Origin of the sequence: Streptomyces sp. NBC_00045 (genome assembly GCF_045041095.1) — a bacterium.
Lineage (GTDB): Bacteria > Actinomycetota > Actinomycetes > Streptomycetales > Streptomycetaceae > Streptomyces.
In genome coordinates, this window is sequence record NZ_CP108271.1 from 5404761 (window position 1) to 5419178 (window position 14418).

15 protein-coding genes are annotated in these 14418 nt (G+C 71.1%); 5 read left to right on the forward strand and 10 right to left on the reverse strand.

The genetic code is table 11. From position 1 onward, the window contains the following. Positions 1 to 59: 59 nt before the first annotated feature. The 9 genes from OHA65_RS25485 to OHA65_RS25525 all read right to left on the reverse strand — a co-directional run bounded on the left by OHA65_RS25485 (position 60) and on the right by OHA65_RS25525 (position 7271). A complete protein-coding gene (locus tag OHA65_RS25485) occupies positions 60 to 1826 on the reverse strand; it encodes a GH3 auxin-responsive promoter family protein (protein ID WP_327285440.1) in 1767 nt (588 codons plus the stop codon). Next, positions 1823 to 2452 carry a hypothetical protein gene (locus OHA65_RS25490; protein ID WP_327285441.1) on the reverse strand — a complete coding sequence of 210 codons (630 nt, stop codon included), beginning with the start codon at positions 2450 to 2452 and terminating at the stop codon, positions 1823 to 1825. The genes OHA65_RS25485 and OHA65_RS25490 overlap by 4 nt, the downstream gene beginning before the upstream one ends. Then, positions 2449 to 3141 carry an HAD-IB family hydrolase gene (locus OHA65_RS25495; RefSeq protein WP_328763709.1) on the reverse strand — a complete coding sequence of 231 codons (693 nt, stop codon included), beginning with the start codon at positions 3139 to 3141 and terminating at the stop codon, positions 2449 to 2451. Before OHA65_RS25495 ends, OHA65_RS25490 begins: the two co-directional genes overlap by 4 nt. Beyond that, a complete protein-coding gene (locus tag OHA65_RS25500; protein WP_327285443.1) occupies positions 3138 to 3971 on the reverse strand; it encodes an AfsA-related hotdog domain-containing protein in 834 nt (277 codons plus the stop codon). Before OHA65_RS25500 ends, OHA65_RS25495 begins: the two co-directional genes overlap by 4 nt. A gap of 41 nt (positions 3972 to 4012) precedes the next feature. Further along, positions 4013 to 4231: a tautomerase family protein gene (locus OHA65_RS25505; protein WP_327285444.1), complete on the reverse strand. Its 219-nt coding sequence runs from the start codon at positions 4229 to 4231 to the stop codon at positions 4013 to 4015. Positions 4232 to 4309: 78 nt separating this feature from the next. Further along, positions 4310 to 5218 carry a hypothetical protein gene (locus OHA65_RS25510; protein WP_371644809.1) on the reverse strand — a complete coding sequence of 303 codons (909 nt, stop codon included), beginning with the start codon at positions 5216 to 5218 and terminating at the stop codon, positions 4310 to 4312. Further along, positions 5211 to 5831 carry a hypothetical protein gene (locus tag OHA65_RS25515; protein ID WP_327285446.1) on the reverse strand — a complete coding sequence of 207 codons (621 nt, stop codon included), beginning with the start codon at positions 5829 to 5831 and terminating at the stop codon, positions 5211 to 5213. The genes OHA65_RS25510 and OHA65_RS25515 overlap by 8 nt, the downstream gene beginning before the upstream one ends. Before the next feature lie 133 nt (positions 5832 to 5964). Then, a complete protein-coding gene (locus tag OHA65_RS25520; RefSeq protein ID WP_054222253.1) occupies positions 5965 to 6207 on the reverse strand; it encodes an acyl carrier protein in 243 nt (80 codons plus the stop codon). A gap of 203 nt (positions 6208 to 6410) precedes the next feature. Next, positions 6411 to 7271 carry a helix-turn-helix transcriptional regulator gene (locus OHA65_RS25525; RefSeq protein ID WP_328763713.1) on the reverse strand — a complete coding sequence of 287 codons (861 nt, stop codon included), beginning with the start codon at positions 7269 to 7271 and terminating at the stop codon, positions 6411 to 6413. 128 nt (positions 7272 to 7399) lie between these two features. On the opposite strand from OHA65_RS25525, the gene OHA65_RS25530 reads away from it, so the two are divergent. The 4 genes from OHA65_RS25530 (at position 7400) to OHA65_RS25545 (ending at position 11194) form a co-directional block, all read left to right on the forward strand. Further along, a complete protein-coding gene (locus OHA65_RS25530; RefSeq protein ID WP_328763714.1) occupies positions 7400 to 8194 on the forward strand; it encodes an alpha/beta fold hydrolase in 795 nt (264 codons plus the stop codon). A 110-nt stretch (positions 8195 to 8304) separates the two neighbouring features. Next, the gene (locus tag OHA65_RS25535) at positions 8305 to 9141 is read left to right on the forward strand and encodes a helix-turn-helix transcriptional regulator (RefSeq protein WP_328763715.1); all 837 of its coding nucleotides are present in this window, start codon (positions 8305 to 8307) and stop codon (positions 9139 to 9141) included. Between the two features lie 198 nt (positions 9142 to 9339). Beyond that, a complete protein-coding gene (locus tag OHA65_RS25540) occupies positions 9340 to 10374 on the forward strand; it encodes a beta-ketoacyl-ACP synthase III (protein ID WP_327285451.1) in 1035 nt (344 codons plus the stop codon). A gap of 142 nt (positions 10375 to 10516) precedes the next feature. Then, entirely contained in the window at positions 10517 to 11194 is a 678-nt protein-coding gene (locus tag OHA65_RS25545; protein WP_405762471.1) for an NADPH-dependent F420 reductase, read from the forward strand. 102 nt (positions 11195 to 11296) lie between these two features. Here the strand turns inward: OHA65_RS25545 and OHA65_RS25550 are convergent, their stop codons facing one another. After that, entirely contained in the window at positions 11297 to 12538 is a 1242-nt protein-coding gene (locus OHA65_RS25550) for an acyltransferase (protein WP_328763719.1), read from the reverse strand. Between the two features lie 406 nt (positions 12539 to 12944). On the opposite strand from OHA65_RS25550, the gene OHA65_RS25555 reads away from it, so the two are divergent. Then, on the forward strand, positions 12945 to 14231 hold the full coding sequence (locus OHA65_RS25555; protein ID WP_327285454.1) for an MFS transporter: 1287 nt from the start codon (positions 12945 to 12947) through the stop codon (positions 14229 to 14231). Positions 14232 to 14418 lie beyond the last annotated feature (187 nt).

Below are 14418 nucleotides of genomic sequence, written 5' to 3' on the forward strand. Positions count from 1 at the left end.
GTCGTGGGGGGCGGGGTGCGGGTGCCGGGCGGCCGACGTGGGCTGCTGGTGGGGGGAGTTCAGCCGCGGGGCGCTGTGGTCAGGCGGTCCCAGAGGGCGTCGTCCTGCCGGAAGAGGCGGTCCTTGACCTGGGTGGGGCGGACGCCCGCGGCGACCGCCCCGTGCCAGTCCCGGTCGAACGCCTCGGCGTCCAGCAGGCGGACGGCGGGGGCGTCCAGCCGACCGGCCGCCCGGGCCCGTGCGTACCCGGCGGACTGCGCCGCGAGGGAGCCGTCCAGGGCGGCGGTGAAACGGGCGGTCTCGCGCTCGTGCCAGGGGGTGCGGGGGGCGATCGCGAAGACGTAGCGCGGGGTGCCCGGCACGGCCGCACCGGTGGCCCGTCGGGTGCCCCGTCCGACGACCTGTCCGGCAGCGGGTGCGACGGCCTGTCCGGCAGCCGGGGCGACGGCCGGTTCGACCCGGCACGCCACGTTGCGCAGGGCGAGCCCGCCGGAGTCCAGGGCCGTGTGCAGGGCCCTGACCACCTCGGCGTCGCGCAGTCGCTCACCCGCCGCGTCGGATCGGCCGCCCCGGCCCGCGTACTCCATCCGCGGCACTCCGCCGACGGTGTCCACGACCCGGACCACGTCGCCGACCGCGTACCGGTACAGCCCGCCGACATGGCTGAAGATCACGTGGTAGTCGTGGCCGGCTTCGAGCTCGTGCGGCAGCAGGGTGGCGCTGTCGGGGGCGAGGTCCTGGTCGGCGGGCACGAACTCGTACACCGACGCCGATGCGACGAGGCTGCCGGCCGACGCGTGCCGGTCCAGCGCCACCCCCACCGGACCCTCCGAAGCGGCCACCGGTGCCGGCAGCACGGCGACGCCGGAGCCGAACTCCTCGCGCAGCGCGGGCAGGTACAGCGAGGCCACACCGGTCGTCCAGCAGAACAGCGCCCGTAGCCGGGGCCACACGTGAGCCGGCCGTACGGTGCCGAAGTACTCCGCGAGCCGTTCGAGCTCGGCGGCCCGCTCGGGGTCCGGAGCCCGGTACGGCAGACCGCCGAGGGTGCCGTCCCGCACCTCCTTCACGATCCGAGACCACCACAGGTTCAGCTGGTAGGGGACGGCGGCGACCATCGCCGGGTTGATGCCGATCAGCGCCCGCAGGTCGCTCTGCACCGCCAGCCTGAGCCGCAGGTAGGCCCGTTCCAGGTGGTCGCCGGGCTCGGTGGGCACCGCGAGCATCGCCCACGGCGCGCCCGTGCCGGGCTCGGCGGAGAGGGGTTCGCCGAACCGGGCGCCGAAGTCCACCTGGCTGGCGCCCACATGGGGCCGGCCGTCGCCCGTGACGGGCGGGGCGCCGAGCGGATCGTGCTTGAGGTTGAGGACGGCGTCGGGCCGGTCCAGGACCTCCGGGAAGTGCTCGATCAGCGGGGCCCACGCAGCGAAGTAGAACGGCATGAAGGTCGTGCTCATGAAGCGCGGGGTGACGGGCACCTTCTTGTGGGCTCCGGTGCTGCCGCTGCTGGTGAAGTAGACCGCGGGCGCGTCCGCCGACAGCAGGTTGCGCTCCCCGGCGGCCGTCCGTTCGATCAGCGGGGCGTGGTCGGCGTACGTCCGCACCGGGACGGCCTCACGGAAGTCGTCCACCGTGAGGACGCGGCCCAAGCCGTGCTTCCTTCCGAAGCTGGTGGAGGCGTTGAAGCCCACCAGGTCGGTGAGGACGCGCTGCTGCGTGCCGCGCGGATCGGCGTGCTCGCCGGCCAGCCGGTCGCGCGCGGCGAACACCCGCTCGCGGTAGCGGCCGGTGTGGCCGGGGGCGTGCCAGACCGAAGAAACGTTCATGCGGTCAGCACCTCCCGTACGGCCCCGGCCGCCCGGTCGGCATCGGGCTGCTCGGTCAGCATCGTCACCGGCAACTCCCGCACCTCCTCCAGCAGCATCTTCCGCAGGTTCCTTTGGTAGCTCTCGAACTCCGTCCAGCTCCCGTCCTTGCCGTCGTACTCCAGGGCGTTGAGCCCCGCGCCGTCTCCCCTGCGGCGCCAGGCGGACCCGGGCGAGACGTCGAGGAAGACCACCCCGCTGGGCTGCGGGAAGGAACGCCACCAGGAGTACATCCGGCTGTCCTGGACCCCTGCCATCCGGCACTTCGCCAGGATCTTGTAGTAGTACGAGTCCACGAGCACCGGAACCTGCGGGTCCACCTCCCGCACCTGGTCCCGGAGGTGGACCACCGCCGTCTGCAGCACGCTGGCCATGAAGTCCACCGAGTACGCGCCACCGAGGCCCGGCAACAGGTGGTCGTGCACGTCCTGCCGCAGCCGCGGGATCAGGGCGTGCTCGGGTGCCACGAACGCGCTGTCCGTCGACACCATCCGCCACTGCGGCAGCATCGGTACCAGGCGCCGCATGACCGAGGACTTGCCGGCCCCGTCGGGACCCAGCAGTACGTGGAACCGACGCCCGCTCATCGGACGGCGACCGTCACGGAGCGCCGCGCCAGACGCTCGCGCAGCTCGGCGTCGTCGCCCACGACCACGGGATGCCCCACGAGCTCCAGCATCGGCAGATCGGAGACGTGGTCCCCGTAGGCGTGGCAGTCGAGCGGGTCGACGTCGGGCCGGGAGGCCAGGTGGGCGAGCACCGCGGCGCGCTTGCCCTCGCCGATGACCGGGGTGGCGACCTCGCCGGTGTAGACGCCGTCCGCGATCAGCGGGCGCGTGCACAGGACCGTATCCGCCCCCAGCTCGTGCGCCAGCGGTTCCAGCAGGGGCGGGAACGAACCCGAGACCAGGACCAGGCTCGCGCCGGCCGTCCGGTGCTCCCGCAGCGCGTCACGGGTGGAGTCGATGTAGAAACCCCGGGTGGAGGCGGTGCGCTCGGTGAACCAGTCGTCCGCCAGCTGCCTGACCGTGTCCACCGACTCGCCCGCGTAGTGGCCGTAGTAGAAGCGGTTGATGTCCTCGCGGGGCGTCCCGCCGTCGGCGCGCCGACGGATCACCGCCATGATCCGCTCGTACTCCTCCTCGCCCGCCGCGCCGTGCCGGCGCACCAACTGGTAGTGGAGGAAGTCGAACATGCTCTTGACCGTGATCAGCGTCTCGTCGACATCGCTGAAGACGATTCGGGGCCGGTCCGGGTCCGGCAGGCGGGCGTTCATGACGTACGGACCTCCGCCCGTGCCGGAGACGCCGCCTCCGCGGCCGCCGCCGCGGCGGCCAGCGCCACGCCGTCCTGGAGGGAACGCTGCGCCGCCCGCGTCTCCTTGGCGTGCGAGACCTGGGTGTCGAAGGCCGTGAACCGGACCTCCATGCCCGCGGTCTCCGAACCGCCCTGGCTCACGGAGAGTTCGCAGTGGAACGTCATGCGGGTGCGGTGCGGGGTCCGGTGGGCCAGCACGTGGCACCGCACCACCGCGGGGAGCGGGAAGAGGAAGTTGCGGTACCGGGTGGCGAAGGAGTCGATGACGAAGTAGCTGCTGCCGATCGCCTCGGGCGGCAGGTAGTACTGCTCGGCCACCGCGATGAACATCTGCCGGCCCGCCTCCGTGGCCAGCATCCCCTGCATGTGCTGCCCGGTGAGGTGGTCGGACATCACCTCGTTGTCGCCGTCCACCAGCAGGTCGGCCTCGTACCAGTCGCCGCCGACGGGCCGCGGCTGGGAGATGAGCACGTTCTCGGGGCGGTGCTTGTGCGCGATCTCCCGCCCGGCGCGGGTGTGCAGCGCCTGGTCGTCGATGACGACCAGGTCCGCGAGCCCGCGCCGGGCCAGGGTGTCGCGTATGAACTGGACGTCGAACAGGGAGACGCCCTGCCCCACGCTCACGCGGACCTCGCCGGCGCCGTCCGGGAACCCTCCGCTCCTGATCTGGCGGGCCAGCTGGGAGACGGTGAACACGCCTTCGTGGTGGGCGAACTCGGCGAACACATCGCCCACGAGGAACAGCGTGCCGGGCTTGGCATCGTTGACCTGGGGTGATTCATGGGACATGGCTGTCGGCCTTTCCTGTTCGGGGTGGGGTGGGGGGCACGTCATTCGGTCAGACGGCGGCTCAGTTCCGGGAACATCGGGTCACTGCCCAGGGAGCCGCCCTCCGCCCAGCGGTTGCGCGGCACCTCCTGGATGTAGACCGTGATCTTGTCCAGCGGTGCTCCCGTGACCTTCCTGACGGTCCGGGTCAGCTCCTCCATGAGTTCCTGGCACTGGGCGTCGTCCTGGCCGTCCCAGGTGGTGACGGAGATGATGGGCATGGGACCCCTCCGGGTCTGTCTGGTCTTGCGCGGCGGCCGGTTGTCCCGCCGCGCGAACTGCTGGGTGCGCGGGCGGCGTCAGGGCCGCGGGGTCCCGGCCCCGGTGGTCCGGAGCTCCTGGAACGACGGGCCGCGCAGCTTGAGATGGGCGTGGATGTCGCCGCCGAGACCGAACTCCCCGATGGCACCGCCGTAGCTGCGCTGGTAGCTCATCCACAGCACGACCACGTTGATGATCCGGTTGGCGCCGGGAAGCTCCGGGTCCGGGAACGGGTCCGGCATCGTGGCGTGGTAGCGGCCGGAGCCGTCCGCGTCCGTGACGAAGACGTTCGGCACCCCGAGCGGGCCCGGCCGGGTGGGCCCCGCCGGATCGAGGTCCCGGGCGCGCAGTGACATCACCGTGTAGACGCTGTGGGGGACGAGCCGGGAGAACTCGAAGTCGAACGTCCCGGAGCGGCCGTCCGGGGTGACGGCGACCTCCAGGGTCCCGCTCGCCCGCATCCACTGGCCGAACGTCACCGGCGTGACGACCTTGGGCCCGTCCTCCACGCGCAGGTCCGGGATGGGGACCTCGTGGAAGGCGTGGCTCGGCCGCTCGACCAGGGCGGCGTCCGGCAGCTGTTCCGGTGCGAACAGCATGGGGTAGTTGTTGCACGGCAGGGGCAGCGGCAGCGTGTGGAGAACGACGTCCCGGTCCGCCCCTTCGGGGTCGGTGTCCAGCTCGCGCACCACCGAGTACGGGGCGAGGCGCCCGAACTCGGGAACCTCGGTGTCCGGCGAGACCACGGCCGCGCCCCACTCGGGCGCGGCCCCGCCCGCGGCGGTGGGCCGGTTGATCATGCCCACCACCACGAAGTTGCCGTCCGCGTCCATGACCTCGCTCGGCGGGTACAGCGGACCCTGGGTCGTGAGAGCGAGTTCGTACGTCTCCTTGCGTCCCGGGGTCGCGAGCGCGGCCGGGCGGGTCGCCGTACCGGTCTCAGACATCGGCACGCTTGTAGACGCGGGTGTACAGGCCGCTCTCGCCGCCCACGATGTAGCGGTCGCCCGCCTGCTGGACGATCTCCTGGTACTCGGGCGACGTGAAGACCGCCTGGTACTGCGCCGGCTCGCACTCGAAACCGGACACGAACATCACGCCGGGCTGGGAGCTGATCAGCGAGTGGTACGCCAGGAACGTCTTCACCTCGTCCGAGCGGCGGACGACGTCGAAGATGGTGTTCTCGCGCCACTCGCGGTACGCGGCGTACGTGCTGGGCTTCACCTCGATGTACCGCAGCTGCACGTAGGGCGTCTGCGGCACCGGGTCGGTGGTGTCCTTCGGCGCCTCGACGAACTCCAGGAGATGGCGCCGGAAGTCCGTGACGAGGTCGTCGGAAACGCTCTCCCAGAGCTTGTGCCAGCCCGCGTTCAGGCCGTTCAGCTCCGCGATGTCCTTGACCGGCGTGATCTCCAGGACGTTGCCGTCGTCCACGCTGACGTACAGGGCGCGGCCGGCCACCGGCTCCTTCTGGTTCAGCCGGCTCCACTCGGCCAGGACCTGGTCCACCCGGCCGGGGGCCACGGAGACTTCGTTGAGGACGAGCAGGGTGGCAGACATGGGGTATTTCCTCTCGAATCAAGCGTGACGGACCACGCGAGCGGCGGAATGCCGGTCGCGAAAGAGAAGTGGGGGGTGGGGGTGAAGCGGGGATGCGGAAAGGCGGAAAGGGAGGGGGAAGAGGGGGAAAGCGTCAGGCTACGGTGACGCCCTTGGACGCGATCACCGCTGCCGCCTCCGCGACGGTCTGCTCGGGAACGAGCTCACCCATCTCGATCTCGACGCCGAAGGTCTTCTGCAACCGCAGGGCCAGTTCTTCCAGCAGCAGCGAGTCGATCTCCATCGCCTCGAACGTGGTGTCCGGAGTGACATCCGCTGTCGGCACGTCCAGTTCGCCCAGAACCGTGACCACCCGACTGACGATCGAATTATCCATGAGATTCCTCCGTGAATCACTGGGAACGCCGACTTTCGCGTTGCGGGATCGGAGCGGGTGAATTCAGCGGATCGAATTCCTCCCCGTCCCACGGATTCATCATGGGTTCTGGGAACCGGCGGAGGAAGTGTCTCCTGATCATGGTGGTGCGAACACCACCGGCACGGAGAACCGGATGCGGAAACCCGGTGCCGGCACGTCGATCAGGCGGCTTCGGCGTGAGCGCCGACCAGGTCGTGCGGACGCTCGGCCGACTCGGCCCGGGGCCGGGGGACGTACAGCGTCAGCAGGGATTCGGGGCTCTCCGGCACGCTCATCACCACGCGGTCGAAGACCCGCACCCCGGACTGCGGGAGCGCGATCTTGCGTCTGCTCTGGTTCGGGCCGACCACCTCGTGACAGTCCCACAGCGTGGCGAAACGCGGGCTGCGCTCGGCGAGTCCCTCGGCGATCCGGCCGAATTCCCGGTCCTCCGGGAAACGGGCCGACTGCGCCCGGAACTGGGCGACCAGCCCCCGCCCCACCTCGTCCGCTTCCGGGTACTTCTCGCGCGTGGAAGGTTCGGTGAAGAACTTCAGCACGCAGTTGTCACCGCGGGCCTCGATGCGGAACAGGGAACGGGCCGAACGGCTGGCCAGTTCGATCCGCCCGTACCGGTCCGTGATGTACGCCGGATTGCGCGACCACCCCTCGACGAGCGCGTGCATCCGCGCGTACTCGCTGTCCCAGTGGTGGCCCTGCATGCGCTGCGGCGGATTGTGGCCGGCCAGCCGGAAGAAGTAGTCGCGCTCCACGTCCCCGAGCCGCAGGGCGTTGCTGACCGCATTCACGATCCCTTCGGAGACGTTGATGTCCCGCCCCTGTTCGAGCCAGGTGTACCAGGACACCCCGACCCCGGCCAGGGCCGCGACCTCCTCGCGCCGCAGCCCCGGAGTACGCCGGCGCTCCACGTTCACCAGTCCGACTTCCTCCGGGGTGATCTGCTCCCTGCGCGCCCGCAGGAAATGCCGCAGCCTCGCCCGCCGTAAAAGTCCGGATACCGGGGGAGATGCAGTCGTCTGCATTCCTCGACCTCTTTCCAACTGAAGAAAATTTCCGAAGTGCGCCCGACTGGCAGACCCACCGGTGGTGTTGGCACCACCCCGTTCGACAGACACTCCCTCCCGCCGGAATCCGGCGCCACACTGACGGCATGTTCCACACAGCGGCGAACATCCCGGCAAGCACGGCGGCGGGTACGGCGAAGAGCGTTCCGGCGAAGAACGAGGCGGCCCGGCTGCGCCTGTTCTGTTTCCATCACGCGGGCGGCAGCGCCTGGTCCTTCTCGGGCTGGGGGCAATGGCTCGGCCGCGGCGTGGAGGTGGTGCCCGTGTCCATGCCCCCCAGGTCGGTGCCCGCGGCCGGCGTCCCCGGTGCCGTCAGCACGATGGACGCCCTGGTACGTGAGGTGACAAGGCAGCTGACCCCCTTCCTCGACGAGCCCTACGCGTTCTACGGACACAGCATGGGAGCGCTGGTCTCCTACGGCGTGGCACAGCGGCACGTCGCCGCGGGACGGCGCCCGCCCGCCTGTTTCGTGGCCGGGGCCCACCGCGCGCCGCACGTCCAGGCTGCGCCCGACCTGACCGTAGGGCTATCGGATAGAGCGTCCCTTGAGCTGCTGTTGGGCCTGGGTGGAGCCGGACGACTGCTGCGGGAGAACCCCGCACGGATGAAGGTCGTCGTCGAACGCCTCCGCGAGGACCTGCGGGTATGCGGCACCTACCGGCATCCGCAGGCGGGCCACCGGCCCCTGCCCTGCCCGGTCCACGTGCTGCTCGGCAGCCATGACCCGCTGGTCCCCGTGGCGGACGCCGAGGCGTGGCGCTCGCACACGAGCGCGGACTTCTCGTTCCGCTCCCTCCCCGGGGGCCACTTCTTCAACCGGGAACACAAGGACCTGTTCTTCGCCGAGTTGGGGAGCATCCTCGGGGCGGTGGAGAAGTGAACGGGCGGACGTGCACGTGCCCCGGAGGCCGCGTGTACGACCTCAAAACACGCGCCCGTGTGATTCCCGCCGCTGACACCGGCTGCCGGTGTGACCTACCTTCGGGCGGTATGGACGCCATGCCCTTAGGGACCGACCGGACCGACCGTACGAAGAAGAAGCGCACGGAGCTGGCGCACTTCCTGCGGAGCCGCCGCGCAGCGCTCTCCCCCGAGGACGTCGGACTGGTGACCTCCGCCCGGCGCGCCCGGGTCGGCCTCCGCCGCGAGGAGGTCGCGGTCCTCGCAGGGGTGAGCGCGTCCTGGTACGCCTGGCTGGAACAGGGCCGCCCCATCAAGGTCTCGGACGGGATACTCGACGCGATCAGCCGCGCCCTGCGCCTGAGCGAACTCGAACGGGTGCACCTGTACCGGCTCGCGGACGCCAACCCCCCGCTGCCCCTCTCCGATCCGGACCTCCCGGACTCCGGACTGTTCCAGCGGATGGTCGACACCCAGCTGTTGGGCCCCGCGTGCGTCATCGACCGCTACTGGGAGATCCTCGCGGTCAACGAACCGGCGGCCGATGTGCTGCGCCTGGGCCGCGACGGCAACGACAACTTCCTGACCAGCCTGTTCACCGGCTCCCACGGCGAGCGGTACCTGAACCGGCCCGAGGTGGCCCGCCGGATGACGGCCCGGTTCCGGCTCCAGTCCTCGTACGGCTCCGACGATCCGCGCTACGAGGAGATGGCGGACCGGCTGGCCCTCGACGACCCCGGGTTCTCCCAGCTGTGGGAGCGCCACGAAGTCGAGGAGTTCGTGCCGACGACGGTCGAGGTCGACCACCCCGAGGACGGGCCCGTCCCCTTCATGCTGTTCACGATGGACCTGGACGAAGCCGCCCGCACCCGGCTCCTGGTGTACCTGCCGCCGGGCATCTCCGGGCCCGTCGCGCCCTGGCCGTAGGACCGCCGGTCCCCACCCCGCTGCCACGAGGGTGGTGGTCCCACCACCACCAGCGGCACCCATAGCGCCAGCACGGTCTGGAAGGGCTCCGCCCGCCGCCGGACAATCGTCGGGTGGCCCGCCCCCGAGCGGAGAGCGGCCCGTTCCACCGTGCCCCCCGGTAGCGGCGTCCCGCACCGGCAACTATGGAGGCCCCCCTTGACTCATGCGTTGCCCCATGGCCGAGCAGCGGTCCTCGCCGGGCTCGGGACGTTCGTCCCGCCCCGCGTCGTCACCAACGAGGACCTGTCCCGGACCATGGACACCTCGGACGAGTGGATCCGCACCCGGACGGGCATCACCCAGCGGCACTGGGCCGACCCGGGGACCGCCACCGGCGACCTCGCCGTGGCCGCGGGCGAGCGGGCGCTGAAGTCGGCCGGCTCCGACGACGTCGACCTGGTGGTCCTCGCCACGACCACTCCGGACCACCCGTGCCCGGCGACGGCTCCCGAAGTCGCCTCCCGGCTGGGCCTGGCGAACGTGGCCGCCTACGACATCGCGGCCGTGTGCAGCGGCTTCGTCTACGGGCTCGCCTCCGCCGCGGGCGCCATCGCCGCCGGCATCGCCGACCGCGTGCTGGTCATCGGCGCGGAGACGTACTCCACGATCCTCAACCCCGACGACCGCACCACGTCGGTCATCTTCGGGGACGGCGCCGGGGCCGTGGTGCTGCGGGCCGGAGACCCCACCGAGCCCGGTGCGCTGCTGGGACACGACCTGGGCAGCGACGGCTCGTTGAAGGACCTCATCATCGTCCCGGGCGGCGGTTCACGGCAGCGCTCCGCCGCGGCCGCACCCGACGCACCCGAACCGGACCCCGCCGACGCGTACTTCAGCATGCAGGGCAAGCCGGTGTTCCGGCACGCCGTGACCCGGATGGCCGCCTCGTCCCAGGCCATGCTCGACCGCGCCGGCTGGGCGGCGGATTCGGTGGACTGGTTCGTGGGCCACCAGGCGAACGTACGGATCCTGCACGCCGTGGCCGACCAGCTCGGCATGCCCAGGGACCGGACGGTCGTCAATCTCGACCGCGTCGGCAACACCTCCGCCGCCTCCATTCCGCTGGCCCTCTCCGACGCCGTTGCCGGGGGCCGGATCACACCGGGCGACCGTGTGCTGATGAGTGCCTTCGGCGGTGGCGTCACCTGGGGCTCGACCGCTCTGGTCTGGCCCGACATCGTCGCGAACTGACACCCGTACACCCCGTATCCCCGTACACCCCGTATCCCCGTATCTCCGTTTACCCCGCATCCCCGTACTCCCGAATCCCTCCAGTCGGCCGCCGGTCAGTGTGACCGGCGGCCGACTTCCGTGTCGTCCGAGGAGATCTCCCATGACCGAAACGACCAACCCCCAGACGGCGCCCCCCCGAGCCGCGAAGCCGCTGGCCATCGGCATCCTGGGCGCGGGCAACATCGGCCGCCCGCTCGGCCGGCACTGGGTGGCGGCCGGGCACCGCGTGACCTTCGGCTCCCGGGACCCGGGCCGGCTCGTCCCGTTCGTCGAACCGCTGGGCGACCGGGCCCGGGCCGCGACGTACGCCGAAGCGGTCGAGGCCAGTGACGTCGTCCTGCTGTCCCTCCCGCACCCGGCCCTCGACGAACTGCTGGACCGGCTGGCGCCCCGGCTGGCCGGCAAGACCGTCATCGACGCCACCAGCCCGATCGGCGTCTCGGAGGACGGACTCTTCGTCTCCCTGCTCGGACCGGGCACCACCCGGGGCAGCAGGACCGCCGAGCGGCTGCCCGACGCGTCCGTGGCCCGTGCGTTCACCCACTTCCCGGACGAGCTGCTGTGGTCGCGCGGCACGCAGCAGCGGCACTTCTGGGGCATGGGCATCGCCTCCGACGACCCCGGCGCCCGGGAGGTCACGCAGGGCCTGGTGCACGACGCCGGCTTCGTACCGGTCCACCTCGGAGGCCTCAAGGAATCGGCCGCCCTGGACCCCGGCGGCGTCCTCTTCGGGTACGTCTCCACGCCCGCGGGCCTGCGCGCCGCGGCCGCCCTCTGACGGACCGACCGACGCGGACACCGGAAAACGCAAAGGGACCGCCTGCCCCGTCCGGCCGGAGCCGGACGGGGCAGGCGGTCCCCTTCGTGGTCGTGCGCACGGTCACGCGGTGGGGGCGGAACCGATCTTCTCGCCGGCGCCCCGGGCCGCGAGCGGCCGGTCCTCCGTCAGTGGCCGGTCCTCCGTCCCCGGGCGGGCTCCCGCGACGGGAGTCGCCGCGGCCGCCGGCTTCTTCTTCGGGTTCGACCAGCGCCGGGTGATCGGCCGTTCGATCAGGGCGTACAGCGCCCAGGACGCCAGGATCGCCACGCCCATGCACAGCACCATCAGGCCGACGGCCCCCGGAACCGAGTACGAGTTCCCGCCCAGCAGCTTCCACACCCCGACCATCACGGTGTAGTGCACCAGGTAGAAGGCGAACGAGACGTCGCCGAGCCAGACCATGACCCGGTTGCGGAAGATCGTGAACCGGCCCTCGTCGTCCGCGATGGCGCCGGCCGCGATGAGCAGGGCCGCCGGGACGACGCAGACCGCCCGCGTGGAGTAGATGGGCGGCGTGAAGTAGCCCACCGCGTAGCTCGCGACGAGCAGGACGCCCGACCAGACCATGCCGATGTTGCGCCAGCGCCCCGCCATCACCGAGCGGGCCACGAGGATGCCGAGCGCGAAGTCCAGTACGCGGGGCAGCGGCAGGATGTACGAGAAGAAGTACTGGTTGATCGAGGTGTCGGGCTCCGTGGGCATCATCGCCCCGGCCGGCACCAGCAGCGTCGAGAGCAGCGGCGTCGCGACGATCCCGGCGATCACGCCCAGGACCCAGAGGTTCAGCCGGTGGGCCGGGATCTTCCTGATCCAGTGGATCAGTACCGGGAACAGGAGGTAGAAGACCGCCTCGACGCCCAGGGACCAACCCGCCGGGTTCACCCCGAAGTTGATCGCGAAGTCCGGGTACCAGACCTGCACCATGAACAGGTTGAGCAGTCCGACCGTCATGTCCGTCAACGGAGCGGCGAACACCAGCATGGCCAGCGCCCAGACCACCACGTAGTTGGGGGCGATCTTGAGGAAGCGGCGCCGCCAGAAGCGCGGCGCGGTGTCGGTTTCCCGGGCCGACCAGGTCAACACGAAGCCGCTGAGCACGAAGAAGAACGTCACGCCGAGGGCGCCGGCGTGGGCGACCGCGTCGTAGTACGTGGTCACGGCAGAGCTGCTGCTCAGCCAGGGCACGCCCAGGAAGGCCAGGAGTGCGGCGTGGTAGAGGAACACCACGAAGGCGGCGGGGAAGCGCAACCCGGTCAGCGTGTCGAGTCGGGTCACCCGGGTACGCATTCTGTCCGTCGACACGTTTTCTGCTCCTTCAGAAGAGGGGAATCCGCGAGCGAATTGTGATGCGCATTGCGAAGCGAATGGTGATGCGCATTTGCGGTGCGAAGCGGGGGATGCCGAGAAAGCTACCCGACGTTCCGCCGCATTGCCTGGGCTGATCGATCCGGGTGGTGCCGCCACCAGTGCGGAGACCAACAGGCGCAGCGCCGGCCGTGTTTGTGCAGCGTAGGGGCGCTCGTCGGCGGGTGACTGGTGGTCCCACCACCACGACCCGGACGCACTTCCTCCGCGCGTACGAGCACGGGACAATTCATCGACGGGCCTTTTCTGGCAGTGATGATTCCCGCATTCTCCGCGCCGTCGGGCTGCCCGCGAGCAAAAACTCCGTCCCTTTCCCCGCCGGACCACCAAACCGGGAGCAACGATGTCCCCCAGTGCGACCAGTCAGACCAGCAAGCGGCCCGGAGGCACGGACCCAGCACCCGGGCCCACCTCCACGTCGACCCCGGACGCCCCGCCCGGGGCCGCCCCTCAGGGCTCGGTCCTGCGCGCCTGGCTGGCCGTGGCCGGACTGGCCCTCGGCGTCTTCTCCTTCGTCACCACGGAGACCCTGCCGATCGGCCTGCTCCCGTCCATCGCCGACGGCACGTCGGTCTCGCTGGGAACGGCCGGATTCCTCGTCACCGGCTTCGCGGCGCTCGCCGCGGTGACCGCCGCGCCGCTGACCGCGCTCACCGGGCGCGTGGACCGCAAGTGGCTGCTCGTCGCCCTGATGGTCCTCTACATCGCCGGCAACCTCATGGCCGCCGTCGTCGACGGCTACGCGCTCCTCCTGACCGCACGCCTCATCGTCGCCCTGGCGCACGGAGTGTTCTGGTCCATCGCCGTATCGATCGCCGTACGGCTGGTCCCCGAGCGGCACGCCGTCCGCGCGACCTCGGTGGTCCTCGGCGGCATCTCCCTCGCCTCCGTCGCGGGCACCCCGCTGGGCACCGCCGTCGGCCAGTCCGCGGGCTGGCACGCGGCCTTCGTCTGCGTCGGCTTCCTCGGCTTCCTCGTCCTGGGCGCGAGCCTGCTCTTCATGCCCGCCCTGCCCGCCCGGGGAAGCGGCAGCCTGTCCGCGCTCCTGCACGTACTGCGCCACCGCGCACTGCGCGTCGCGGTCGGCGTCACCGCACTGATCATGAGCGGCCACTTCCTCGCCTTCACCTACGTGGCCCCCTTCCTCCAGGAGGTGACCGGAGTCCGGCCGTCCCTCATCGGCGTGCTGCTGCTGGTCTTCGGTGCGGCCGGGCTGGCGGGGAACTTCGCGGCCGGTGCCGTCGTCGGCCGTGCCCTGCGGGCGAGCCTGATCGGCTGCACCGGGCTCCTGGCCGTCGTCATGGTGGTCATGTACGCGGGTGGGGCCAGCGGGCCCCTGGTCATCACGATGCTGGTGTGCTGGGGCGTGCTCTACGCCGCGCTGCCCGTCGCCCTACAGACCTGGGTCATGCGACTCGTCCCCGAGGAGAGCGAGGCCGCCTCGTCGCTGTACGTGGCCGCCTTCAACGGGGCGATCGGCGTGGGCTCGTTCATCGGCGGTCTGATCATCGACGGCTCCGGCCCCCGGCTGGCGATGGCCGTGGCCGGCGCCTTCGCGCTCGCCGCGATGCTGGTGACCGCCGTATTCGGCCGCAGCGGGGGAGGGGTGGCGCGCTCCGCCCGCTCCTGACCGCGCTCCGTCGACCGCGGCGTCGACCGCGGCGTCGACCGTTTCGTCGACCGTTTCGTCGACCGTTTCGTCGACCGATCCGACCCCGACCGCGCCCGTGTGACGGGCCTTTAAAGGCGGCGTGAGGAATTCCTAGTGGCCGTATGACGCACTGTGTGTCGTCGGGCCGGGGCCCGCGTCCATACTC

Coding starts and splice junctions, on each gene's coding strand:
- OHA65_RS25485 (WP_327285440.1), bottom strand. CDS start 1,826: ATGAACGTTTCTTCGGTCTGGCACGCCCCCGGCCACACCGGCCGCTAC.
- OHA65_RS25490 (WP_327285441.1), bottom strand. CDS start 2,452: ATGAGCGGGCGTCGGTTCCACGTACTGCTGGGTCCCGACGGGGCCGGC.
- OHA65_RS25495 (WP_328763709.1), bottom strand. CDS start 3,141: ATGAACGCCCGCCTGCCGGACCCGGACCGGCCCCGAATCGTCTTCAGC.
- OHA65_RS25500 (WP_327285443.1), bottom strand. CDS start 3,971: ATGTCCCATGAATCACCCCAGGTCAACGATGCCAAGCCCGGCACGCTG.
- OHA65_RS25505 (WP_327285444.1), bottom strand. CDS start 4,231: ATGCCCATCATCTCCGTCACCACCTGGGACGGCCAGGACGACGCCCAG.
- OHA65_RS25510 (WP_371644809.1), bottom strand. CDS start 5,218: ATGTCTGAGACCGGTACGGCGACCCGCCCGGCCGCGCTCGCGACCCCG.
- OHA65_RS25515 (WP_327285446.1), bottom strand. CDS start 5,831: ATGTCTGCCACCCTGCTCGTCCTCAACGAAGTCTCCGTGGCCCCCGGC.
- OHA65_RS25520 (WP_054222253.1), bottom strand. CDS start 6,207: ATGGATAATTCGATCGTCAGTCGGGTGGTCACGGTTCTGGGCGAACTG.
- OHA65_RS25525 (WP_328763713.1), bottom strand. CDS start 7,271: ATGCAGACGACTGCATCTCCCCCGGTATCCGGACTTTTACGGCGGGCG.
- OHA65_RS25530 (WP_328763714.1), top strand. CDS start 7,400: ATGTTCCACACAGCGGCGAACATCCCGGCAAGCACGGCGGCGGGTACG.
- OHA65_RS25535 (WP_328763715.1), top strand. CDS start 8,305: ATGGACGCCATGCCCTTAGGGACCGACCGGACCGACCGTACGAAGAAG.
- OHA65_RS25545 (WP_405762471.1), top strand. CDS start 10,517: ATGACCGAAACGACCAACCCCCAGACGGCGCCCCCCCGAGCCGCGAAG.
- OHA65_RS25555 (WP_327285454.1), top strand. CDS start 12,945: ATGTCCCCCAGTGCGACCAGTCAGACCAGCAAGCGGCCCGGAGGCACG.